Below are 21,631 nucleotides of genomic sequence, written 5' to 3'. Positions count from 1 at the left end.
CGGGACGGTGATTACGGTCACAGATCCGCCCTGGTGGGGCCGTGGGCCGCGGGTCATACGGGCTCCTTGTCGGGTATCGGCAGGGGCCGCTTCTCGATCGCGGCGGCCATCACGTCGGGGAAGAGGTCCGGGGTGCAGGCGAAGGCCGGGGCGCCCAGCGCGGACAGGGCCGCGGCGTGGTCGCGGTCGTAGGCCGGGGCGCCCTCGTCGGACAGGGCGAGCAGGGTCACGAACTGCACCCCGGACGCCTTCATCGCCGCGACCCGCTTCAGCATCTCGTTGCGGATGCCGCCCTCGTAGAGGTCGCTGATGAGCACGACGACGGTTTCGGCCGGCCGGGTGATCCGGGACTGGCAGTAGGCCAGGGCGCGGTTGATGTCGGTGCCGCCACCGAGCTGGGTGCCGAACAGGACGTCCACGGGGTCGTCCAGCTGGTCGGTGAGGTCGACGACCGCCGTGTCGAAGACGACGAGCCGGGTGCGCAGGGCGCGCATCGAGGCGAGCACGGCGCCGAACACCGACGCGTAGACGACGGAGGCGGCCATCGATCCCGACTGGTCGATGCAGAGGATGACGTCCTTCTTCACCGACTGCGCGGCCCGCCCGTAGCCGATGAGCCGTTCGGGTACGACCGTGCCGGCGCCGTCCTGGCCGGGCAGCTCCAGGTAGTTCTTGAGGTTGGCCCGGATGGTGCGGTCCCAGTCGATGTCGTGGTGGCGGGGGCGGCTGATCTTGGCGGACCGGTCGAGCGCGCCGGTGAGCGTGGCGCGGGTGCGGGTGGTGAGCCGCTTCTCCAGCTGCTCGACGACCTTGCGGACCACGGCGCGCGCGGTCTCCTTCGTCGTCTCGGGCATGGCCTTGTTGAGCGAGAGCAGGGTGCCGACGAGGTGTACGTCGGCCTCGACGGCCTCCAGCATCTCCGGTTCGAGCAGGAGCGCGGAGAGGCCGAGGCGGTCGATGGCGTCGCGCTGCATGACCTGGACGACGGAGCTGGGGAAGTACGTCCGGATGTCGCCGAGCCAGCGGGCCACGGAGGGCGCGGAACCGCCGAGTCCGGCGGAACGGCCCCCGTTGTTGCGGCCCCCTTCGCGTCCGCCGCTGCCGTAGAGGGCGGTGAGGGCCTGGTCCATCGCGGCGTCGCGGCCGGTGAGCCGGCGGCCGGTGCTCTCCTCGCTGTCGGCGCCGAGGACCATGCGCCAGCGGCGCAGCCGCTCGTCCTGGGCGGTGGCGGTGGCCGGGGTGTCGAGAGCCGGGCCGTCGGTGGCCGGGGTGTCGGTGGTCGTGGTCATGCCGTCTCCCCCAGGTGCGGGTGGTCGTGGTGGGCGGGGGCGCCGGGCGCGGGGCGCTCGTCCAGGCCGAGCAGCAGGCGCAGGACCGGGACCACCGCGTCGGCGCGGGCGGTGTCCAGGACCGGGGCGAATCCGGGCATCGTCGCCGCCGCGCCCGCCGGGGAGCCGGTCCCCGCCGGGTGGCCCGCGACCGGGCCGCGCCGCACGAGGTCGCCCAGGGTGCGCCGGACGCCGGACTCGTAGGCCGAGAACGTACGGCGCAGGAGCGGCAGTACGTCGTTGAAGGTGTCGGCGGGCACGCCGGTGAGCCAGGAGTCGACCAGGGCGAGCAGCCGTTCGTCGTGGACGAGGAGCATGCCGCCGCCCGCCGCGCCGCCGACGAAGCCCTCGATCCAGGCGGCGGCGTCGGCCGGCGGGGTGCCCGGTGAGAGGGCGAGGCCCATCAGCCGGGCGGCGGCGTCGTGGTCGAGGTGGCCGTCGTCCAGGAGGAGGCGGGCGGCCCGGCCCCGGATGACGCCCGCGACCGTGTCCCGGAGGGTGAGCTTGTGCAGCACGGCACGCCACCGCGTCCGCAGGCCGTCCGCGCTCGAAGGGACGGTGCCGGCGAGCAGGCCGATCGCGGTGTGCACGCCGTCCACCTGGCGGCGCAGCGCCTCCGCGCCCTCGGCGTCCAGTCCGGTGCAGGCGGGCGGCAGGCCGACGCAGATCCGTTCCGCGAGGCCGGCCGCGACCCCGGCGAGGGCGGTGGTGTCCGTGGCGCGGACGTCGCCGTAGCGCAGGGTGCGGGCGAGGGCGGGCAGGGCGTCCGCGAGGTGTCCGACGTCGGAGTCGAGCGCGGCCCGGTCCGCGAGGGCCCGCATCACGACGGGCAGGGCGTCGGGCAGGTCGGCGAGCAGGCAGCGCTCGGCCAGCGCGGTGACCTCGGCGAGGGCGGTGGCCCCCAGGGCGTCCGACTCGGCGCGCGCGGTGGCGGCGGAGAGCACGGTGGTGCCCCAGACGCCGGCTTCCGCGACGCGGACGTACAGCTCGGGCTCCCAGCGCAGCCGCCAGCTCTCCCGGAAGGTGCCGGTGCCGTTGCGGCCGGTGCCCGGCTCGCCCCAGCCGACGCCGAGGAGGCGCAGCCGGTGCAGCAGGCGGCTGCGGGCGGCGTCGGTGTCCTTGCGCAGGTCCAGCTCGATGTCCCGGTCGCCCGCCTCCGGCTTGAGCCGCAGGGTGCGCTGGAGGCGGGTGAGGTCGCGCTGGAGGGGGACGGCGGGGGCGGTGTCGGGGACCTCGCCGAGCGTGGTGCCGACGACGAGGCGGTCGTGGACGAGGGCGAGCGGGATGTCGGAGCCGTCGCACATGACGGCCCGGACGGCGTCGGTCGTCTCGCTGAGTCCGGCGAGCGGCCGGCCGCGCATGGCGGCGAGGGTCTCGGCGAGCCGGACGGCCTCGATGACGTGGGCGGACGAGACGAACCGGTCCTCGTCGCGCAGGAGTCCGGCGACTTTCGTCATCCAGCGCTCGATGGGGCGGTCCCGCGCGGTGAACAGGTGCTCGTACCAGCCGGGCGACTCGATGCCGGCGCCGTAGCCGCTGTGCCGGGCGAGCCTGCGGTGGTTCCAGGGCACCCAGGTCAGTTCGGCCTTGGCCTTGGGCAGGCCCTTGAGCAGGGCCCGGTCGGCGGTGAGCGTGGTGCGCGTGCGCAGGGCGGGGACGTGCCAGGCGCCGCACACCACGGCGAAGTCGTCGCCGAACTCCTTGGCGGCGGTCCGCAGCTGGATGCGCATGTACGCCTCGCGCACGGCGTCCCTGGGGTGTCCGCCGTCGCCGTACGCCTCGCGCAGCGCGGTCATCGCCTCGCCGAGGGCGGCGAACGCGTCGAGCGCTCCCACCGCCTCGTCGCCGCCGGGTACACGGTGCTCGACGACGTCCTCCCACCAGCGCTCGGGGTCGTCGTATCCGGCGGTCTCGGCGAGCACCCGGATGGGGTCGACGGGGGCGGTGACGGACTCGGGGGCGGGCTGTTCGCCGGTCTCGCCGTCCCCGTCCCCGTCGGTCGCGGCGGCTTCCCGGTCCGGCTCCTCCATGGCCAGCGAGTGCGCGGCGGGCAGGTCGATGAAGCGGACGGGCACGTCGTGGGCGAGGGCCCAGCGGATCGCGATCCACTCGGGCGAGAACTCGGCGAACGGCCAGAACGCCGCCCGTCCGGGGTCGTCCACCGCGTGGGCGAGGAGGGCGACCGGGGGCCGCATCTCCTCGTCGGCGGCGAGCGGGAGCAGCGCGTCGGCCTCGGGCGGGCCCTCGATGAGCACGGCCTGCGGGTTCGCCGCGTCGAGGGCGGCGCGGACGGCGCGGGCCGAGCCGGGGCCGTGGTGCCGGACGCCCAGCAGCAGCGGCCCCGTCGCACGGGTGGCGGTCATGCGGACGCCTCCCGGCAGGCGCGGTAGAAGTCCTTCCAGCCGTCCCGCTCGCGCACCACGGTCTCCAGGTACTCCTGCCAGATCACCCGGTCCGCCGCCGGGTCACGGACGACGGCGCCGATGATGCCGGCCGCGACGTCCGCCGGGCGCAGCACGCCGTCGCCGAAGTGGGCGGCGAGGGCGAGGCCGTTGGTGACGACGGAGATGGCCTCGGCCGTGGACAGCGTGCCCGAGGGGGACTTGAGCTTGGTGCGGCCGTCTGCGGTGACTCCGTCGCGCAGTTCGCGGAAGACGGTGACGACGCGGCGGATCTCGGTGAGGCCGTCCGGGGCGGGCGGCAGGTCGAGCGAGCGGCCGATCTGGTCGACACGGCGGGAGACGATGTCCACCTCCGCGTCGGGTGTCGCGGGCAGCGGCAGGACGACGGTGTTGAACCGGCGGCGCAGGGCGCTCGACAGCTCGTTGACGCCCCGGTCGCGGTCGTTGGCGGTGGCGATGACGTTGAACCCGCGCACCGCCTGGACCTCCTGGCCCAGTTCGGGCAGGGGCAGGGTCTTCTCCGAGAGGATCGTGATCAGCGAGTCCTGCACATCGGCGGGGATGCGGGTCAGTTCCTCGATGCGGGCGGTCATGCCTTGTGACATGGCGCGCATCAGCGGGCTGGGCACCAGCGCGTCGCGGCTGGGGCCGTGGGCGAGCAGCTGCGCGTAGTTCCACCCGTAGCGGACGGCTTCCTCCGGGGTGCCCGCCGTGCCCTGCACGAGCAGCGTGGAGTCGCCGCTGACGGCGGCCGCCAGATGTTCGGAGACCCAGGTCTTGGCGGTGCCGGGGACGCCGAGGAGGAGCAGCGCGCGGTCGGTGGCGAGCGTGGTGACGGCGACCTCGACGAGGCGGCGCGGGCCCACGTACTTGGGTGTGATGACGGTGCCGTCGGGCAGCGTCCCGCCGAGCAGGTACAGGGCGACGGCCCACGGGGACAGCCGCCAGCGCTCGGGCCTGGGGCGGTCGTCGGCGGCGGCGAGCGCCTTGAGTTCGTCGGCGAAGGCGTCCTCGGCGTGCGGGCGCAGGGCCTCGCAGGAGCTTGCTTCGGTGGTTTCGGACACGGTCATGGATCTCCCCCTCCGGATCGGTCGACGGATCGGTCGGCCGGATGTGGTTCCACCGTGCACCATGGCACTGACAATCGACCTTTGCGCAGGTCAGGGCGATTGTCAGTGGGGCGTCCTAACGTCGTTGGCATGCTGCTGACTGACGGGGGAGAACCCTTGGGAGCCGCTGCCTCGGCCGCGCGCTGGACGGTGGAGCAGGTCCTGGCCCTGGCTCCTGACGACGCCTCACGCAAGGCGGGGAACAAGCTCTGCGCGTCCGGTTCCTGGTCGGAGACCGGGGCGGACGGGACGGGTGCGGTGTGGGGGCTGTGCAAGGGCAGCGGGAGCAAGCCGTACCGGACGGTGGTGGACACCACCGGGCCCGCGTACCGGTGCAGTTGCCCAAGCCGGAAGTTCCCGTGCAAGCACGCGCTGGGCCTGCTGCTGCTCCGCGCCTCCGACGACGCCGCGGTGCCGGCCGGGACGCCGCCGGACTGGGCGCGGGAGTGGCTGGACGGCCGCCGCGCCCGTGCGGAGGCCAAGGCGCGGCCCGCCGGGGCGGACGGCGCGTCGGGCGGTCCCGCCGATCCGGAGGCCGCGCGCAAGCGGGCGGAGAAGCGGGCCGAGCGGATCGGCGGCGGTGCGCGGGAGTTGGAGCAGCGGCTGACCGATCTGCTGCGCGGGGGGCTGGCCGCGGCCGAGCAGTCGGGGTACGGGCTGTGGGAGGAGACGGCGGCCCGCATGGTGGACGCGCAGGCGCCCGGCCTCGCCGCCCGCGTGCGGGAGCTGGGCGCGGTCCCGGCGTCCGGGCCCGGCTGGCCGGTGCGGCTGCTGGAGGAGTGCGCGCTGCTGCATCTGCTGGACGCGGCGTGGCTGGGCCGCGACCGGCTGCCGCCCGCCCTGGCGGCCACGGTGCGTACGCGGGTCGGCCTGCCGGCCTCCCCGGAGGGCCCGCCGGTCCACGACCGCTGGCTGGTCCTCGCCCAGTACGACACGCACGAGGAACGGATCGTCGCCCGCCGCATCTGGCTGTACGGGGAGGAGTCGGGCCGCACGGCGCTGCTGCTGTCCTACGGGGCGGCCGGCCGCTCCCCTGCCCTGGCCCTGCCCGTGGGCACGACGATCGAGGCCGGGCTGACGCCCTATCCGGGGGCCGGGCAGCTGCGCGCCGAACTGGGCGAGGGCTTCGGCATCCCGGCGGCCGCGGCGCCTCCGCCGCCGGGGGGCACGGTCGCCGAGGCGGTCGCCGCGTACGGGCGGGCCCTGACCGAGGACCCCTGGCTGGAGTCCTGGCCGGTGACGCTGCGCGAGGTCATACCCGTGCCGGCCCCGGACGGCTGGCAGCTGGTGGACGCGGAGGGCCGGGAGGCCCTGCCGGTCGCCGCCGCCGCGCTGAACCGGCCGGCGCTCTGGAAGCTCGCCGCGGTCTCGGGCGGGGCCCCGCTCACCGTCTTCGGCGAGTGCGGCCACCGCGGCTTCGACCCGCTCGCGGCCTGGTCCGCGGCGGCGGGGGCGCACACGGCCGCCGAGACCGTGGCGCTCATCTGACCTTCGCCGTACGCCTGCCGACGCCCTCGCGGTCGCCTCTCGACGACTCGCCGTACGCCCGACGACTTCGCAGTACGCCTCCCGAGGAGGAGCAATGTCCCACCCGACCACGGCCGCGACGCCCACCGAACCCGTGTCCCCGTCCCCCGCTCCGGTCTCCGTTTCCGCCTCCGTTTCCGCCCCCGTCTCCGATTCCGGCGGGCCGGGTGACGCGCCGGCGGGGCTGCCGTGGGAGGAGCTGGTCACGACGGCCCTGCTCGGTACGGACCGGCGACCGCCCGCGGGCGTGTCCGGCGGCGGCCCGGACGGTACGGCCTCGGCCGTGCTGGACGCCGCCGCGCTGCACACCGTGCGGCGCCGGGCCGGGCTGCTGCCCGCCGCCGCGTCCCCCCGCCCCGCCCCGGCGCCCGACGATCCCCGGCCGCCCCTGCCGGAGGCCGCCCGCAACCGGCTGACGCAGCTCCTGGCGGACCGGGCTGCGGGTTCCGGCGGCCGGCGGGGGGCGGCCCCGGACCTGACGGAGCTGATCCCGCAGTGGCTGGCCACCGCCAACGAGCACGGCTACCGGGCGCCGGACTCCGCGCTCCCCGCCCTGCTGGACGCGGCCCGTGCCCGTACCGATCTGCGCCCGCAGACCCTGGAGTTCGCCGGGCCGCGCGGCCTGTGGCTGGCCGGGCTGAACCCGGAGTGGAAGTTCGCGCTGCGCGGCGCGTCCGGGAGCGCGCTGCTGCCGTCGCCGCAGGACACGGAGGCGGTCCGCAAGCTGTGGGAGGAGGGCCTGTTCGCTGAGCGCATCGCGCTGCTCGGCGTCGTACGGGCGCATGACGCGGACGCCGCCCGCGCGCTGCTGGCCACCACATGGCGGACGGAACGGGCCGAGGACCGGCTGATGTTCGTCGATTCGCTCCGCACCGGGCTGTCCGGGGCGGACGAGGAGTTCCTGGAGGAGGCGCTGGCCGACCGCAGCCGCAATGTCCGGGCGACGGCCGCCGAGTTGCTGTCCGCGCTGCCCGGTTCCGCGCTCGCCGGCCGGATGGCGGAGCGGGCGCTGACGTGTGTGAGCCCCGGCCTCACCGGCGACGAGCCCTTCGTCGCGGTGGAGGCGCCGCACGAGTGCGACGAGGCGATGCAGCGGGACGGGGTGGTGGCCCTGCCGCCGTCCGGCCGGGGCGAACGGTCCTGGTGGCTGGGCCAGTTGGTGGAGGCGTCACCGCTGTCCGTGTGGCCGCCGCGGTTCGGCGGGCGCGGCGCGGAGGAGATCGTGGCGCTGCCGGTGGCGGACGGCTGGGGCGAGGAGCTGCACGCGGCCTGGTGCCGGGCCGCCGTGCGGCAGCGTGAGGCGGTGTGGGCGCGGGCGCTGCTCGGTTCACCGGCCACGCCCCCGTCGAACGGCCCCGGTACGGCCTCGCTGGCCGAGCGGTCGAAGCTGCTCGCGGTGCTGCCGCCGGACGAGCGGGCGGCCTGGGTGGCGGATTTCGTCGCCGCGCACGGGTTGTCGGAAGCGTTCCAGCTGCTGGGGGTGTGCCCGGTCCCGTGGGCGCGGCCGCTGGGGCGGGCCGTCGTGGACGCCCTCGACATAGCCAGGGACGCGGGCAGTTACCCGTGGAGCTTCAGCGGCGTCATGGGCCTGGCCGAACGCTGCCTGGACCCGGCCGAGGCGAGCCGTCTGGAGGTCCTGACGACCACCCCGGACGAACCGGCGGACGCCTCCCCGGGCGCGAACGGCTACTGGTCGGAGGCGTTCCAGCGCCTGGTCTCGACGCTGCGCCTGCGCGCCACGATGGACGGCGAGCTGTCCGGGCGCCCGGCCGGCTGAGCGCGCGGGCCGCCCCGCGCCCCGGTCCACCGGAGCGGGGCGGGGCGGGCGGCCCGGTCGCGTGATCCGCCGCGGGCCGTGGTGGGCTACGCCTCGGCCGGGTGGCGGACGTTGGCGTTGACCCAGTCGACGATCGCGGTCGTCGTCGCGCCGGGGGTGAAGATCTCCGCGACGCCCTGGTCCTTCAGCGGGGCGATGTCCGCCTCCGGGATGATGCCGCCGCCGAAGACCTTGATGTCCGCCGCCTCGCGCTCCTTCAGCAGCTCGATGACCTTCGCGAAGAGCGTGTTGTGCGCGCCCGAGAGGATCGAGAGGCCGATCGCGTCGGCGTCCTCCTGGATCGCCGTGTCCACGATCTGCTCGGGCGTCTGATGCAGCCCCGTGTAGATGACCTCCATACCGGCGTCGCGAAGCGCCCGCGCGATCACCTTCGCCCCGCGGTCATGGCCGTCGAGGCCCGGCTTGGCCACCACCACGCGGATCGGACCGGTCACACCCATCACTGCCTCCACCTGCGTCTCCCGTGCCTGAAGGGCCGGGGATGTGAACGAACGTTATCCACAGCATCCCGCAAGCCGCCGTTTCGCGGTGGACCGGGAGGGGGAAATCACACCTGGGACGTTACTCACGGGCACCGGTCCCGGAGCCCGCGGCGCGTGCGCCGTGCGGGGCCGGGGGCCCGAGGACCCGCATCGGGGTCGCCGTATCACCACGCCGGCAGCCGCACGGCGTGGTGATACGGGCCTCCCGGAAGCCCCCCAATCAAACCGAACAAACTTCGAACATAGGGCCAAGGCTGCGTACGCCCGCTGCCGAAAGACAGCCGATTGCCCGTTTTCCCATGCGTCCGGGAGCCGTCGAAGATTGTCGACGGCGGATACCGCCGGGTACAGTCGCGGCCACTGCTCACCCCCGGAGCCCCCACGTTCCGGGCACTGGTCCTGTTGCCGAGGCGAGAGAGAAGTTGGTGAACGACCAGCACCCCCACGCCGGGTATGCCGGATACGACGGTTACGCCACCGGCACCCTGGACGCCACGGGCAGCTTCGAGACGGACCCGCTCTTCGGTTCCCTCCCCGGCAACGGCAACAGCAACAGCACGGGCACCGGCTACGACGGCGGTTACGACGCCTCCTACGACACCTCGCAGGGCCACGGCATCCCGTACACGGGCGGTGCGGCCGGATACGGCGCGTACGACACCACGCAGTGGGACACGGGCGCCCACCAGACCCTCGGGACCGGCGGGTTCGACGCGTCCGAGGGGTATCCCGCCTACGCCGACCAGGCGCAGCAGCACCCGCAGTACGACGCGGCCCCCTACGACGCCGCCCGGTACGACGGATCGGCGCAGTACGACACCACGACGACCTGGCTGCCGAGCGAGGGCTACGCCCCCGGCATCCCGTCCCAGGGCGGCGCCCCGGAGACCTCCGGCCAGTGGGACACCACCACCTGGACCGCCGGCACCGCCTGGCCGTCCGACGACACCGCCTCGTACGACACCGGCGTGTACGACGCCACCGCCTGGAACACCGGCGCCACGCCCGGACACGATGAGCAAAATGTGCAAAATCCGGTCGTGTCGAACGAAGCCGAACAGCATCCCCCGGCGGAGACGTACGAGAGCGGCTACGAGACCTACGCGCCCGGCTCCGGTGACTACGACCCGTACGAGCCCTACCGCGTCGCCGGTGAGAGCGGCGAGGAGGCCGGGAGCCACCCGGAACCGGCCGACGACACCACGCACGACCCGCACGACGTTCTCGAAGCCGCCGACACTCTCGACGCTCTCGACGCCGCAGACGGTACGCACCCGGCCGGTGACCACCGTCCCGCCGCCCGCCCCGCTTCCCGGAGCGCGGGCCGCAGCCGCAGGCGTTCCCCCGCGAAGCGCTCCGCACTCCTGACCGTCGCCGTTCCCTCCGCCTGCGTGATGAGCGTGGCCGGGATCGCCGCCGCCTCGGTGAGCGGCATGGGCGGCGACGAGGCGAAGAAGGACTCGACCACGACGATGGCCGCCGCCGACGCGGTCAAACCGGCCGTGGCCAACAACAAGCTGGACACCCAGCTCGCCAACCTCAGCGCCGACGCGGAGAACTTCGCGGACCGCGCGAGCCGCACCCAGGAGCGCATCGACCTGAAGGCGCGGCAGGCGGCCGAGAAGAAGAAGCGCGAGGAGGAGGCCGCCCGCAAGGAGGCCATGCGCCCCAAGTTCGTGATGCCGGTCAAGCAGCACGGGCTGAGCGCGTACTTCGGGCAGGCGGGCGTCAACTGGATGTCCGTGCACACGGGCATCGACTTCCCGGTCCAGTACGGCACGCCGGTGATGGCCGCGACGGACGGCACGGTCCGTACGCAGTACAACAGCGCCTACGGCAACATGGCCATCGTGACCATGGCCGACGGCACGGAGACCTGGTACTGCCACCTCAGCAGCACCCGTATCCGCTCGGGCCACGTCAAGGCCGGCGATGTCATCGCGTACTCCGGCAACTCCGGGAACTCCACGGGTCCGCACATGCACTTCGAGGTGCGGCCCGGCGGAGGCGCGGCGATCGACCCGCTGCCGTGGCTGCGCAGCCACGGCGTGAACCCGAACTGAGTACCACCGGGCCCGTCGGGACCGGGAACGGCCGGAGCCTCGGGGGCTCCGGCCGTTACGCGTCTCTCAGAGCTTCTGCACCGGCGCGTACCGCAGGAGCAGCTTCTTCGGGCGGCCGTCGCCGAAGTCGACCGTGGCCTTCGCCTGGTCGCCGATGCCCTCGACCGTCGTCACCGTGCCCAGGCCGAACTGGTCGTGCGTGACCCGGTCGCCCGCCACCAGGGTGATCGTCGGCTTGTCGGAGGTCCGCCGGGTCGCGAAGCCGGACGGGCCGGAGCGGGCGCGGGAGGCGGAGAGCGACGAGGTGATGCCCGAGGTGGGGCCGGCGGGGGCGGCCATCGGGCCCTTGCGCTTCCAGTCCATGTGCTGCTCCGGGATCTCCTCCAGGAAGCGGGACGGCGGGTTGTACGAGGGCTGACCCCAGGCGCTGCGCATGGCGGCCCGGGTGAGGTACAGCCGCTCGCGGGCACGCGTGATGCCGACGTAGGCGAGGCGGCGCTCCTCCTCCAGCTCCTTGACCTGGCCGAGCGCCCGCATGTGCGGGAAGACGCCGTCCTCCATGCCGGTCAGGAAGACGACCGGGAATTCCAGGCCCTTGGCGGTGTGCAGGGTCATCAGCGTGATGACGCCGGAGCCGTCGGTGTCCTCGTCGGGGATCTGGTCGGAGTCGGCGACGAGCGCGACCTGCTCCAGGAACTCGGCGAGCGTGCCGGTGCCCTCCTCCTCGCTCCGGTCCTGCTCGAATTCGAGGGCGACTGCGGCCAGCTCCTGGAGGTTCTCGATGCGGGTCTCGTCCTGGGGGTCGGTGGACGCCTGGAGCTCGGCGAGGTAGCCCGTACGCTCCAGGACCGCCTCCAGCACGACGGCCGGGCCCGCGCCGGACTCCACGACCGTGCGCAGCTCCTCCATCAGCGTGTTGAACCGCTTGACGGCGTTGGCGGAGCGGGCGGCCATGCCGTACGCCTCGTCCACGCGGCGCAGCGCCTGCGGGAAGGTGATCCTCTCGCGCAGCGAGAGGGCGTCGATCATCGCCTCGGCGCGTTCGCCGATGCCGCGCTTGGGCACGTTGAGGATGCGGCGCAGCGGCACGGTGTCCTCGGGGTTGGCGAGGACACGCAGATAGGCGAGGACGTCCCGGACCTCCTTGCGCTCGTAGAAGCGCACGCCGCCGACGACCTTGTAGGGCAGGCCGACGCGGATGAAGATCTCCTCGAAGACACGGGACTGGGCGTTCGTCCGGTAGAAGACGGCGACGTCCCCGGCCTTGGCGTCGCCCGCGTCGGTGAGCCGGTCGATCTCCTCGGCGACGAACTGCGCCTCGTCGTGCTCGGTGTCCGCGACGTAGCCGGTGATGCGGGCGCCGGTGCCGGCGTTGGTCCAGAGGTTCTTGGGGCGGCGGCTCTCGTTGCGTTCGATGACGGCGTTGGCGGCGGAGAGGATCGTCTGGGTGGAGCGGTAGTTCTGCTCCAGCAGGATCGTCGTCGCGTCCGGGTAGTCCTCCTCGAACTGGAGGATGTTGCGGATGGTCGCGCCCCGGAACGCGTAGATCGACTGGTCGGCGTCGCCCACGACGCACAGTTCGGCGGGGGCGTCCTCGGGGCCGGCCGGGCCGACGAGCTCGCGCACGAGGGTGTACTGGGCGTGGTTGGTGTCCTGGTACTCGTCGACCAGGACGTGCCGGAAGCGGCGGCGGTAGTGCTCGGCGACGTCGGGGAAGGCCTGGAGGAGGTGGACCGTCGTCATGATGATGTCGTCGAAGTCCAGCGCGTTGGCCTCGCGCAGCCGGGCCTGGTACATCGCGTACGCCTGGGCGAGCGTCTTCTCGAACCCGTCGGCCGCCTGACCGGCGAAGGTCTCCTCGTCGATCAGCTCGTTCTTGAGGTTGGAGACCTTGGCGGTGAAGGACTTCGGCGGGTAGCGCTTGGGGTCCAGCTCCAGATCGCGGCAGACCAGGGCCATCAGGCGCTTGGAGTCGGCGGCGTCGTAGATGGAGAACGAGGAGGTGAAGCCGAGCTTCTTGGACTCGCGGCGCAGGATGCGGACGCAGGCGCTGTGGAAGGTCATGACCCACATGGCGTGGGCGCGCGCCCCGACCAGCTGCTCGACGCGCTCCTTCATCTCGCCGGCGGCCTTGTTGGTGAAGGTGATGGCCAGGATCTGGCCGGGGTGCACGCCCCGCTCGGCCAGCAGGTGGGCGATGCGGTGGGTGAGCACACGGGTCTTGCCGGAGCCGGCGCCGGCGACGATGAGCAGCGGCGATCCGGAGTGCACCACGGCGGCGCGCTGCTCGGTGTTCAGCCCGTCGAGCAGGGCCTCGGGGTCGATGACGGGGCGGTGCGCGCCGTCGCGGTAGTACGCGTCGCGCGACGGCGGGGGCCCGTCGAAAACGCCCGCGAAGAGGTCCTCCGGCACCGCTTCGGGTGCGGAGTCCTCGGGGGGCGGCGGGGGCCCTTCCTCCTCGTGCTGGAGGCCGGCCAGGAAACTGTCGTCAAAGAGGCTGCTCATCGCTGTCCGAGTCTAAGGCGCCCGACTGACAGCCGACCCCGCTCCAGGAAGGTCACGAAAATGTATCGGGCATATCGAACACCGACCTTCACAGCGGCCCCTCCCGTTGGCTAGCGTGCTCGTTCGGACGGCCCGTACCCCCAGTGGCGACCCACGCCGAGCGGGCCCCGCGCCGAATCCGGGCCCGCCCGGAACCGGGGACCCAGACGCATGACCGGGGTGAATCGGTCCGCCCCCACCGGACCGTAGGGCAACCTTCCGCTTTCGCCCGAACCCGACAGCTAACCCGGTAGGCGGTCCACGGAAGGAGATGCCGGCCTTGGCGTCGCATCGCAAACCGCGCAACCGTGTCCGCTCCACCGTTCCCGCCGTGGGGCTCACCTCGGCCGCGCTGGCCTCGGTCACCCTGTTGTCCTCGCAGAGCGCGCTGGCCGCCCCGGCGCCGTCCCGGCCGAGCATCGAGGAAGTGCAGAAGAGGGTCGACGACCTCTACCGGCAGGCGGGCACCGCGACCCAGAAGTACAACCGGGCCAAGGAAGCCACGGACAAGCAGCGCAACCGAGTCGACGCGCTGCTCGACGACGTGGCCAAGCGCACGGCCGAGCTGAACGACGCCCGCAGGACGCTCGGCAACTACGCGGCCGCCCAGTACCGCAACGGCGCCCTCGCGCCGACCGCGACCTTCTTCCTGGCCGACGACCCGCAGTCGTTCTTCGACCAGACGCACCTCATGGACCGGATGGCCGAGCGCCAGCAGCAGGCGGTCACGGACTTCCGTACGCAGCAGGCGAAGACGTCCGAGCAGCGGGCCGAGGCGGTGAAGAGCCTGGAGACGCTGACCGAGTCGCAGACGGCGCTGCGCACCAGCAAGGAGGACGTCCGGAAGAAGCTGACCGCGGCGCGGACGCTGCTGTCGAAGCTGACCGCCGAGGAGAAGGCACGCCTGGCGGAGCTGGAGCGCAAGAAGGAGGCGGAGGCCAGGCGGAAGGCGGAGGAGCTGGCGAAGAAGCAGGCCGCCGCCCGGAAGGAGGCCGCGCGCGAGGCCGCGAAGTCGGACGGGAGCGGTACGGGATCGGGGTCGGGTACGGAGACGGGTTCGGGCACGGGCACGGGTTCGGGCACGGGCACGGGTTCCGGGTCCGGCACGGACTCCGGCAGCAGCACCTCCACGAAGGCGGAGAAGGTCCTCGCGTTCGCCCGCGCCCAGATCGGCAAGCCGTACGTCTGGGGCGCGACCGGGCCCGCCTCGTACGACTGCTCGGGGCTGACGCAGGCGGCCTGGAAGGCGGCGGGCGTGGACATCCCGCGCACCACCTGGGACCAGGTGAACATCGGCACCCGGGTCGCCACGGCCGACCTCCAGCCCGGTGACCTGGTGTTCTTCTACGACGACATCAGCCACGTCGGGATCTACAAGGGCGACGGGATGATGATCCACGCGCCGAAGCCCGGTGCGAACGTGCGCGAGGAGTCGATCTACTACATGCCGATCTACGGCAGCGTGCGCCCGGCCTGACCGGGGCGGACGAGGTCGACGGGCCGGTCCGTGCGGGACCGGCCCGGTGCCGGGCGGCCGCCGTCCGTCAGGTCCAGAGCGTGGCGATGAAGATGTTGGCGAGGGTCAGGGCGCCGACCGCCCCGAAGAAGCCCTTGTCCACCTTCTCCTCGTCCCGCTTCACGTAGACCAGCGCCAGGATGACGATCAGGATCAGCAGCTTGACGCCTATCTTGATGTTGTTCACCGAGTGGTCCTCGGCCTGGTGGAGGCCGACCAGGGCGACGCCGGTGACCAGCATGGTCAGCGCGCCGTGCAGCATGCCGGGGACGAACCGGGCGGTACCGGTCCTCAGCGCCTTCATCTGGCCGAGGAATCCGCCGAGCAGGGCGGCGATGCCGATGATGTGCAGGGCGACGACGAAATCGATGAGTACGCGCATGTGCCGCACCATAGCCGCGGCACACCCGGCCCCTCACGGGCAGGGTGTGGATAACTCACCACTTGAATGATGAATGCACTTTTTGCCTGCATCTGCGGCAATTCCGCCGGTCACTTCCGGTCATTCGCGGCCGTTCGGCAACAATGCCACGCCAAGAGAGGGCAATAGCCGCCATTACGACTCCGGCCCGTGTCCTCGGATTAGCGTCCATTCCCGGTGGCAGGCCCAGGCAGTGTCCTCGCCGGACCACCGAAGGAGCCCGCCGGTATACCCCGCCGGGCAGTCGCACGGAAGGACGCCCGCCCTCGTGGCAGCGCATCGCAAACCCAGGCAGCGTTTCACCACCGGCTCCGCGGCACGCACCGCGGCGACCCTCGCCTTCGCCGGGGCCGCGACGGCCGCCGTGCTGCCGGGAGCCGCGCACGCCGACCCCGCCCCCACCGCGGCGCAGGTCAAGGCCCAGGTGGACCGGCTGTACCGGGAGGCGGAGGTCGCCACCGAGAAGTACAACGGCGCGAAGACCGAGGCGGCCGCCGCCGCCAAGTCGGTCGACGCCCTGCGCGACGAGGCCGCCCGCAGGACCGAGCGCCTCAACGCCGCCCGCGACGTACTCGGCGCCTACGCCGCCGCGCAGTACCGTTCCGCCGGGCTCGACCCGTCGCTGCGGCTCGCGCTCTCCTCCGACCCGGACCAGTACCTGCGCCGCGCCACGTACGCGGAGCGGGCCGGTGAGCGCCGGGCCACCGAGGTCCGCTCCGTACAGCGCCAGGTCGCGGAGATCGCCCAGGTACGCGCCGAGGCGGCCGGCAAGCTGACCGAGCTGGCCGACCGGCAGGCCGCGCTGGAGAAGCACCGCTCGACCGTCCGGGCCAAGCTCGCCGAGGCCCGCCGGCTGCTCGCCCGCCTCACCCCGGCCGAGCGCGCCGCCTACGAGTCGGCCGACACCGGCCGCGGCCCGGCCCGCGCCGACCGCGGCACCCCGCGCGGTGCCGTCAGCGCGCCCAACCCGCGCGCCGCGCAGGCGGTCGCCTTCGCGTACGGCGCGCTGGGCAAGCCGTACGTCTGGGGGGCCACCGGGCCCAACTCCTTCGACTGCTCCGGGCTCACGCAGGCCGCCTGGCGCTCCGCCGGCGTCTCGCTCCCCCGGACCACCTACACCCAGATCAACGCCGGTCAGCGGATCTCGCGCTCCCAGCTGGCACCGGGGGACCTGGTCTTCTTCTACTCCGGCATCAGCCATGTCGGCCTGTACATCGGGAACGGGCAGATGATCCACGCGCCGCGTCCCGGAGCCCCGGTCCGCGTCGCGCCGATCGACGAGATGCCCTTCGCGGGGGCGACCAGGGTGGCGTAGGCTCCCCGCCTCCGACCGCAACGGCCCGAAGGACGACCGCACATGCCCATGGACGCCGACGTCCAGACCCATGCCCGCACGCTCACGCTGCGCTCCCCGGACCATGTCCGCGTCGGGCCGTTCGTGATCCGCTACAACCCGAACTGGTCGCTCAAGTACGCCAACTACGCGATCCCGGACCGGGACGCGGAGCCGACGCCGGACGAACTCGACGCGCTGATAGCGGCGTTCCGCGAGCGGGACCGGATGCCCCGGTTCGAGTTCCTGCCCGGCTGGGCGCCCGCGGTCGAACCGGCGCTGCTGGCGGCCGGGTTCACCGTCGAGAACCGCGCCCCGATCCTGGCCTGCGCGCCCGGCGACCTGGTGGAGCCGAAGCCGGTCGCGGACCTGGTCGTCGCGGAGCCGGCGACCGACGCGGAGTTCGCGGCCGCCGCGCTCGTCCAGCACCTCGGCTACGGCGGGGAGGGCGAGCCCGAGGACGGCACCGCCGAATGGCTGCGCGACGCCGCGTCCGGCGGCGGGGTCGCCGCGCTGGCGACCCTCGGCGGCGTCCCGGCGGGCGCGGGCGGCTGCTCCGTCCCGGTGGACGGACTCAGCGAACTCGCGGGCCTGGCGGTCGGCGCCGGGTTCCGCCGCCGGGGCATCGGGGCGGCGCTCTCCGCGCATCTGACGCGCACCGCGTTCGAGCGGGGCTGCCGGGTGGTGTGGCTGGAGCCGGGCGACGCCGATGTGGAGCGCGTCTACGCGTCCATCGGCTACCGCAGGGTCGGCGAGAAGCTGAACATCTCGCTCGACCCGGACGGCGCCCCCGCGTAGGCCACCGTCGACCTCCCGTGGGCTGCCCCCCGTAGGTCACCGTCGTCCGCCCCGGCCGCAGGCCCTAGACCAGCCGTCGGGCCGTCGCCCAGCGGGTGAGCTCGTGGCGGTTGGAGAGCTGGAGCTTGCGCAGCACCGCCGAGACGTGCGACTCGACCGTCTTGACCGAGATGAACAGCTGCTTGGCGATCTCCTTGTACGCGTAGCCCCGCGCGATCAGCCGCAGGACCTCGCGCTCGCGCTGGGTCAGCCGGTCGAGGTCCTCGTCGACCGGGGGCGCGTCCGTGGACGCGAAGGCGTCGAGAACGAACCCGGCCAGGCGGGGCGAGAACACCGCGTCGCCGTCCTGGACCCGGAAGACGGAGTCCACCAGGTCGGCGCCCGTGATGGTCTTGGTGACATAGCCGCGGGCCCCGCCCCGGATGACCCCGATGACGTCCTCGGCGGCGTCCGACACGGACAGGGCGAGGAAGCGCACCGGGTCCTCGGCGGCGCTCATCAGGGGCGCGCAGCGGCGCAGCACCTCGACGCCGCCGCCGCCGGGGAGGTGGACGTCGAGGAGGACGACCTCGGGGCGGGTGGCCGTGATGACCGTGACCGCCTGGTCGACGTCGGCCGCCTCGCCGACGACCTCGACGCCGGTCTCCTCGGTGCGGCCGATCTCGGCCTGTACGCCGGTGCGGAACATCCGGTGGTCGTCGACGAGGACGACCCGCACCCGGCGCTCCGGGTCCTGCCCGCCCCCGGTCGCCTCACTGGTCCCGTTCATCGCTCGTCCTCTCCATCTCAAGCTCGACCTCGGTGCCCCCGCCGGGCACCGAACGCAGCCGGGCGGTGCCGCCGTTGCGCTGCATCCGGCCAATGATCGATTCCCGTACACCCATTCTGTCCCCCGGTACGGCGTCCAGGTCGAATCCCGGCCCCCGGTCGCGCACGGAGACGAAGACCGTGCGGCCCTCGACCTCCGCGTAGACCTGGACGGCACCGCCCTCGCCACCGTACTTGGCGGCGTTGACCATCGCCTCGCGCGCGGCCTGCATCTGCGCGGACAGCTTCTCGTCCAGCGGGCAGTCGCCGACGACGACGACCTCCAGCGGGACGCCGTGCTTGTCCTCGACCTCGGCGGCGGCCCGCTTGACGGCCTCGGCCAGGGTCTCCGGTTCGTCGTCCTCGTCCTTGCCGGTGCCCTCGGGGTTGTAGAGCCAGTTGCGCAGCTCGCGCTCCTGGGCGCGGGCGAGCCTGCGGACCTCTCCGGCGTCGTCGGCGTTGCGCTGGATCAGGGTGAGGGTGTGCAGTACGGAGTCGTGGACGTGGGCGGCGACCTCGGCGCGCTCCTGGGCCCGGATGCGCATGAGCCGTTCCTCGGAGAGGTCCTGGGTCATGCGGACGAGGTAGGGGCCGGCGAGCAGGGCGATACCGGTGAGCACGGCGATGGCCGCGGTGATGACGTTGCCCAGCTGGGCGGCGGAGCCTCGGACGACCATGAAGACGGCGAGGCCGAGGCCGACCAGGGCGACCCCGGCCAGGGCACGGGCCACCTGCAGCACGCGGGGGCGGCGGCCGACCTCCATCCAGCGGGCGCGGCGGGCGTTGTCGGCCTGGCGCCACACCAGGACGGAGCCGGCGCCGATGAGGAGGCTGGGCCAGATGTAGCGGTCGGCCTTGCTGCCCATGTCGACGTTGCCGACGAAGACTGCGGCGCCGATGAACAGCGCGATGAGGGCGAAGATCTGGCCCTTGTCGGGTTTGCGGAGCCTGCGGGTGCCGTCGGGGGCGGTTTCGAAGACGGACCGGGGTCCGTCGACCCCGCCGACGCCGAGCGGGACGACGATCCAGAACACCGCGTAGAGCAGGGCGCCGAGGCCGTCCGCGAAGAACAGCCCGAGGAAGACGAAGCGCAGCCAGACGACCGGGAGTCCGAGATGTCCGGCGAGCCCGCGCGCCACTCCGCCGAGCAGCCGGCCGTCGGCGCTGCGGTACAGCTTGCGCAGCGGGGGCTCCTCCGGGTCGGGGGCGTGGGAGCTTGCGGCTCGGGTGGTGGCGGCTGGCATGACCCGATCGTCACATGTCCGTCCGGGTGACGGCATCAGGGTCGGCCCCCACTTCGACCCTGAGACACCGGGGGGACGCCCGGAGAACGCCTGGGGGACGTCCGGGTGGCAGGCGGGGCGGGGCTTCGGCGCCCCTGAGATCCGGGTGGATCAATATCAGGGACCGGCCAGGGTCGGGGCGGGTGCCGGAGCGGGCCGGGGCCCGTCACCATGGAGCCATGACCGTTCCCCAGGACGCGCCGCCCGGCGCCGCACCGCCCTCCGCCCCCGCTCCGCGCCTGCACCGCAGCCCGCGGCACAAGGTGGTGGCCGGGGTGTGCGGCGGTCTCGGCCGGTACTGCGACGTCGATCCGGTGATCTTCCGGATCGTGCTCGGAGTGCTCTCCGTGACCGGTGGCTTCGGGCTGATCTTCTACGGCTTCGCCTGGCTGCTGATACCGGTGGAGGGCGAGGACGAGAACGAGGCGCGCCGGCTGCTGTCGGGCCGGGTCGAGCTGGCCTCGCTGAGCGCGGTGCTGCTGGCGCTGATCGGCTGCGGTCTGTTCCTGTCGATGCTGGGCAACGGAGGGACGCTCGCCTTCTCCGCGATGCTGTCGCTCGCGGTCCTCGGCCTCTCCATCTGGACGCAGGCGCGCAAGAAGGCCGGTCCGGAGGACCCGCTGCACCAGGCCGCGGCGCAGGCCGCGTCGGACGCGCCGCCGGAGGTGAAGGCGCCGCCGACGCTGTCGTGGCCGTCCTGGTGGCGGGACCCGATCGTCAAGGACGGGTCCACGGGCAAGGTGGCGATCGGTTACATGTGGGGGCCGCATGACGCGGTGCTCTCCGGGGAGCCGCGCGGGGCGACGCCCGACGCGCCGTTCCGGCCGCCGCCGCCCCGGTCGCGGGAGGTGCGGGGCCCCCGGTCCATCGCGGGCGTGGCGTTCCTGGTCGCTCTGGTGGCGGGAGGGCTCGGTACGGGGCTGAGCTGGGACTCGCAGCCGCTGGGCACGAGCCTGCAGATCGGGTTCGCCGCCGCCCTCGCGGTGTTCGGCCTGGCGATGCTGCTCAGCGCGTTCGTCGGACGGACCGGCTTCGGCACGCTGCTGCTCGCGGTGATCACGGCCGGGCTGCTGGCGGGAGCCTCCGCGCTGCCCAAGGACATCAGCACGCACTGGGTCCGCGAGGAGTGGCGCCCGGCGACCGCCGCCGCCGTCCAGCCGCGTTACGCGGTCGGCTCCGGGCAGGCCGAGCTGGATCTGACCGGGATCACGGTGCCGAAGGGCGACACCGTGCGGACCCGGGTGGAGGCGCGGGCCGGCCGGGTCCTGGTGCACGTACCGCCGGAGGTCACGGTCCGGGTGCACGCGCGCACGAAGGTCGGGGCGCTGGTGCTGATCGACGGACGGCACAAGGGCGATCTGGACATCCGCGCCACGCAGGACCAGCGCCGGACGATCCCGCCGGTCAAGGGCAGCGCCCCAAGCGGCACGATCGAACTGGATCTGGAAGTGGACTACGGACAGGTGGAGGTCAACCGTGCCGCGTCATGAGTTCCGGCCGGGCCGGGCGGTCACGGGCCTGGTGATGCTGGCCCTGGCCGCCGGGTACACGGCGGACGCGGCGGAGCTGTGGGACGCCCCGCCGCAGTTCTTCGTCGCGGTGCTGTGCGGCGGCCTGGCGACCGCCGCCTGCGTCACCCTGATCGGCTACCGGATACGCCGCCGCCGCGCCGCGAGAAGCGCGTCCAGGGAGAACGACGGCGCCCCGGCCAGCAGCAGCGGCAGCCACGCCATGAGGTAGACGAGGTCGTTGCCCAGGTAGTACGGCGAAATCTGCCAGCTGACCGTCAGCCACAGGCTCAGCGAGATCAGGGCCCCGCCGAGCGCGGCGATCCGGGACCACAGGCCGAGCAGGGTGCCGATGCCCACCGCCAGCTCGCCGAGTGCGATGGCGTAGCCGAAGCCGGCGGGGGCGTTCAGCGCCAGGTCGACGAGGCCGGGGATCGCGGCGGCGTCGCGGACCGCGTGCATCTGGTCGCCGATCGACCCCGGCCCGGCGGCGTGGAAGAAGGCGCTGTCGGTGAGCTTGTCGAGCCCCGCGTAGAGGAAGGTGACGCCGAGGAAGATCCGCAGGGGCAGCAGGGCGTGCTCCCGCGCCAGGTCCCGCAGGCTCCTGGCCTCGCCGAGGCCCCGGCCCCGCCCGTTACCGCCGCCGTACCCGTACATGCTGCTCCCGCCTTCC

At 73.4% G+C, this 21,631-nt stretch carries 17 protein-coding genes and 1 riboswitch; of the genes, 8 read left to right on the top strand and 9 right to left on the bottom strand.

The annotated features are described in order from the left end of the window. Positions 1–53: 53 nt before the first annotated feature. The 3 genes from OG710_RS18850 to OG710_RS18840 all read right to left on the bottom strand — a co-directional run bounded on the left by OG710_RS18850 (position 54) and on the right by OG710_RS18840 (position 4,800). Positions 54–1,193, bottom strand: coding sequence for a vWA domain-containing protein (locus OG710_RS18850; RefSeq protein WP_330242289.1), 1,140 nt, complete (start codon positions 1,191–1,193; stop codon positions 54–56). 92 nt (positions 1,194–1,285) lie between these two features. Beyond that, complete coding sequence (locus OG710_RS18845; protein ID WP_330240362.1) at positions 1,286–3,691, bottom strand: DUF5682 family protein; 2,406 nt, start codon at positions 3,689–3,691, stop codon at positions 1,286–1,288. Continuing rightward, complete coding sequence (locus OG710_RS18840) at positions 3,688–4,800, bottom strand: ATP-binding protein (protein ID WP_330240361.1); 1,113 nt, start codon at positions 4,798–4,800, stop codon at positions 3,688–3,690. Before OG710_RS18840 ends, OG710_RS18845 begins: the two co-directional genes overlap by 4 nt. Positions 4,801–4,929: 129 nt before the next feature. Between OG710_RS18840 and OG710_RS18835 the strand changes: the two genes are divergently transcribed. Then, complete coding sequence (locus OG710_RS18835) at positions 4,930–6,327, top strand: SWIM zinc finger family protein (RefSeq protein ID WP_330240360.1); 1,398 nt, start codon at positions 4,930–4,932, stop codon at positions 6,325–6,327. Between the two features lie 94 nt (positions 6,328–6,421). Beyond that, entirely contained in the window at positions 6,422–8,143 is a 1,722-nt protein-coding gene (locus OG710_RS18830; protein WP_330240359.1) for a DUF5691 domain-containing protein, read from the top strand. A gap of 86 nt (positions 8,144–8,229) precedes the next feature. Here the strand turns inward: OG710_RS18830 and OG710_RS18825 are convergent, their stop codons facing one another. Continuing rightward, the gene (locus OG710_RS18825; protein WP_111337657.1) at positions 8,230–8,643 is read right to left on the bottom strand and encodes a cobalamin B12-binding domain-containing protein; all 414 of its coding nucleotides are present in this window, start codon (positions 8,641–8,643) and stop codon (positions 8,230–8,232) included. A 467-nt stretch (positions 8,644–9,110) separates the two neighbouring features. On the opposite strand from OG710_RS18825, the gene OG710_RS18820 reads away from it, so the two are divergent. Next, positions 9,111–10,748 (top strand): M23 family metallopeptidase, encoded by a 1,638-nt coding sequence (locus tag OG710_RS18820; protein WP_330240358.1) that lies wholly within the window; start codon positions 9,111–9,113, stop codon positions 10,746–10,748. A gap of 66 nt (positions 10,749–10,814) precedes the next feature. Here OG710_RS18820 and pcrA read toward each other — a convergent pair whose 3' ends face one another. Further along, complete coding sequence (pcrA, locus tag OG710_RS18815) at positions 10,815–13,253, bottom strand: DNA helicase PcrA (RefSeq protein ID WP_330240357.1); 2,439 nt, start codon at positions 13,251–13,253, stop codon at positions 10,815–10,817. 160 nt (positions 13,254–13,413) lie between these two features. Then, positions 13,414–13,565, top strand: a riboswitch (cyclic di-AMP (ydaO/yuaA leader). On the opposite strand from pcrA, the gene OG710_RS18810 reads away from it, so the two are divergent. Further along, a complete protein-coding gene (locus tag OG710_RS18810) occupies positions 13,564–14,769 on the top strand; it encodes a C40 family peptidase (RefSeq protein ID WP_330240356.1) in 1,206 nt (401 codons plus the stop codon). (Overlaps the previous riboswitch by 2 nt.) A 67-nt stretch (positions 14,770–14,836) precedes the next feature. Here OG710_RS18810 and OG710_RS18805 read toward each other — a convergent pair whose 3' ends face one another. Then, positions 14,837–15,190, bottom strand: a complete 354-nt coding sequence (locus OG710_RS18805) for a hypothetical protein (RefSeq protein WP_330240355.1) — start codon at positions 15,188–15,190, stop codon at positions 14,837–14,839. A 307-nt stretch (positions 15,191–15,497) separates the two neighbouring features. Between OG710_RS18805 and OG710_RS18800 the strand changes: the two genes are divergently transcribed. Continuing rightward, positions 15,498–16,544 (top strand): C40 family peptidase, encoded by a 1,047-nt coding sequence (locus OG710_RS18800; RefSeq protein ID WP_330240354.1) that lies wholly within the window; start codon positions 15,498–15,500, stop codon positions 16,542–16,544. A 42-nt stretch (positions 16,545–16,586) separates the two neighbouring features. Next, positions 16,587–17,360: a GNAT family N-acetyltransferase gene (locus OG710_RS18795; RefSeq protein ID WP_330240353.1), complete on the top strand. Its 774-nt coding sequence runs from the start codon at positions 16,587–16,589 to the stop codon at positions 17,358–17,360. Between the two features lie 64 nt (positions 17,361–17,424). Here OG710_RS18795 and OG710_RS18790 read toward each other — a convergent pair whose 3' ends face one another. Next, positions 17,425–18,129, bottom strand: a complete 705-nt coding sequence (locus tag OG710_RS18790) for a LuxR C-terminal-related transcriptional regulator (RefSeq protein ID WP_111337645.1) — start codon at positions 18,127–18,129, stop codon at positions 17,425–17,427. Further along, on the bottom strand, positions 18,113–19,411 hold the full coding sequence (locus OG710_RS18785) for an ATP-binding protein (RefSeq protein WP_111337643.1): 1,299 nt from the start codon (positions 19,409–19,411) through the stop codon (positions 18,113–18,115). The genes OG710_RS18790 and OG710_RS18785 overlap by 17 nt, the downstream gene beginning before the upstream one ends. A gap of 218 nt (positions 19,412–19,629) precedes the next feature. Between OG710_RS18785 and OG710_RS18780 the strand changes: the two genes are divergently transcribed. Both OG710_RS18780 and OG710_RS18775 read left to right on the top strand, forming a co-directional pair. Next, complete coding sequence (locus OG710_RS18780) at positions 19,630–20,940, top strand: PspC domain-containing protein (protein ID WP_330240352.1); 1,311 nt, start codon at positions 19,630–19,632, stop codon at positions 20,938–20,940. Beyond that, positions 20,927–21,190 (top strand): hypothetical protein, encoded by a 264-nt coding sequence (locus OG710_RS18775; RefSeq protein ID WP_111337639.1) that lies wholly within the window; start codon positions 20,927–20,929, stop codon positions 21,188–21,190. Before OG710_RS18780 ends, OG710_RS18775 begins: the two co-directional genes overlap by 14 nt. Here OG710_RS18775 and OG710_RS18770 read toward each other — a convergent pair. After that, entirely contained in the window at positions 21,097–21,615 is a 519-nt protein-coding gene (locus OG710_RS18770) for a DoxX family protein (protein WP_111337637.1), read from the bottom strand. The genes OG710_RS18775 and OG710_RS18770 overlap by 94 nt on opposite strands. Positions 21,616–21,631: the final 16 nt, after the last annotated feature.

The sequence above is a fragment of the Streptomyces sp. NBC_00525 genome (genome assembly GCF_036346595.1).
Lineage (GTDB): Bacteria > Actinomycetota > Actinomycetes > Streptomycetales > Streptomycetaceae > Streptomyces.
Note: the sequence above shows the minus strand (reverse complement) of the source record. Positions and strands in the feature narration are given on the sequence as shown.

Coding starts and splice junctions, on each gene's coding strand:
- OG710_RS18845 (WP_330240362.1), bottom strand. CDS start 3,691: ATGACCGCCACCCGTGCGACGGGGCCGCTGCTGCTGGGCGTCCGGCAC.
- OG710_RS18770 (WP_111337637.1), bottom strand. CDS start 21,615: ATGTACGGGTACGGCGGCGGTAACGGGCGGGGCCGGGGCCTCGGCGAG.
- OG710_RS18810 (WP_330240356.1), top strand. CDS start 13,564: ATGCCGGCCTTGGCGTCGCATCGCAAACCGCGCAACCGTGTCCGCTCC.
- OG710_RS18790 (WP_111337645.1), bottom strand. CDS start 18,129: ATGAACGGGACCAGTGAGGCGACCGGGGGCGGGCAGGACCCGGAGCGC.
- OG710_RS18785 (WP_111337643.1), bottom strand. CDS start 19,411: ATGCCAGCCGCCACCACCCGAGCCGCAAGCTCCCACGCCCCCGACCCG.
- OG710_RS18835 (WP_330240360.1), top strand. CDS start 4,930: ATGCTGCTGACTGACGGGGGAGAACCCTTGGGAGCCGCTGCCTCGGCC.
- OG710_RS18780 (WP_330240352.1), top strand. CDS start 19,630: ATGACCGTTCCCCAGGACGCGCCGCCCGGCGCCGCACCGCCCTCCGCC.
- OG710_RS18825 (WP_111337657.1), bottom strand. CDS start 8,643: ATGGGTGTGACCGGTCCGATCCGCGTGGTGGTGGCCAAGCCGGGCCTC.
- pcrA (WP_330240357.1), bottom strand. CDS start 13,253: ATGAGCAGCCTCTTTGACGACAGTTTCCTGGCCGGCCTCCAGCACGAG.
- OG710_RS18830 (WP_330240359.1), top strand. CDS start 6,422: ATGTCCCACCCGACCACGGCCGCGACGCCCACCGAACCCGTGTCCCCG.
- OG710_RS18805 (WP_330240355.1), bottom strand. CDS start 15,190: ATGCGCGTACTCATCGATTTCGTCGTCGCCCTGCACATCATCGGCATC.
- OG710_RS18840 (WP_330240361.1), bottom strand. CDS start 4,800: ATGACCGTGTCCGAAACCACCGAAGCAAGCTCCTGCGAGGCCCTGCGC.
- OG710_RS18850 (WP_330242289.1), bottom strand. CDS start 1,193: ATGGTCCTCGGCGCCGACAGCGAGGAGAGCACCGGCCGCCGGCTCACC.
- OG710_RS18795 (WP_330240353.1), top strand. CDS start 16,587: ATGCCCATGGACGCCGACGTCCAGACCCATGCCCGCACGCTCACGCTG.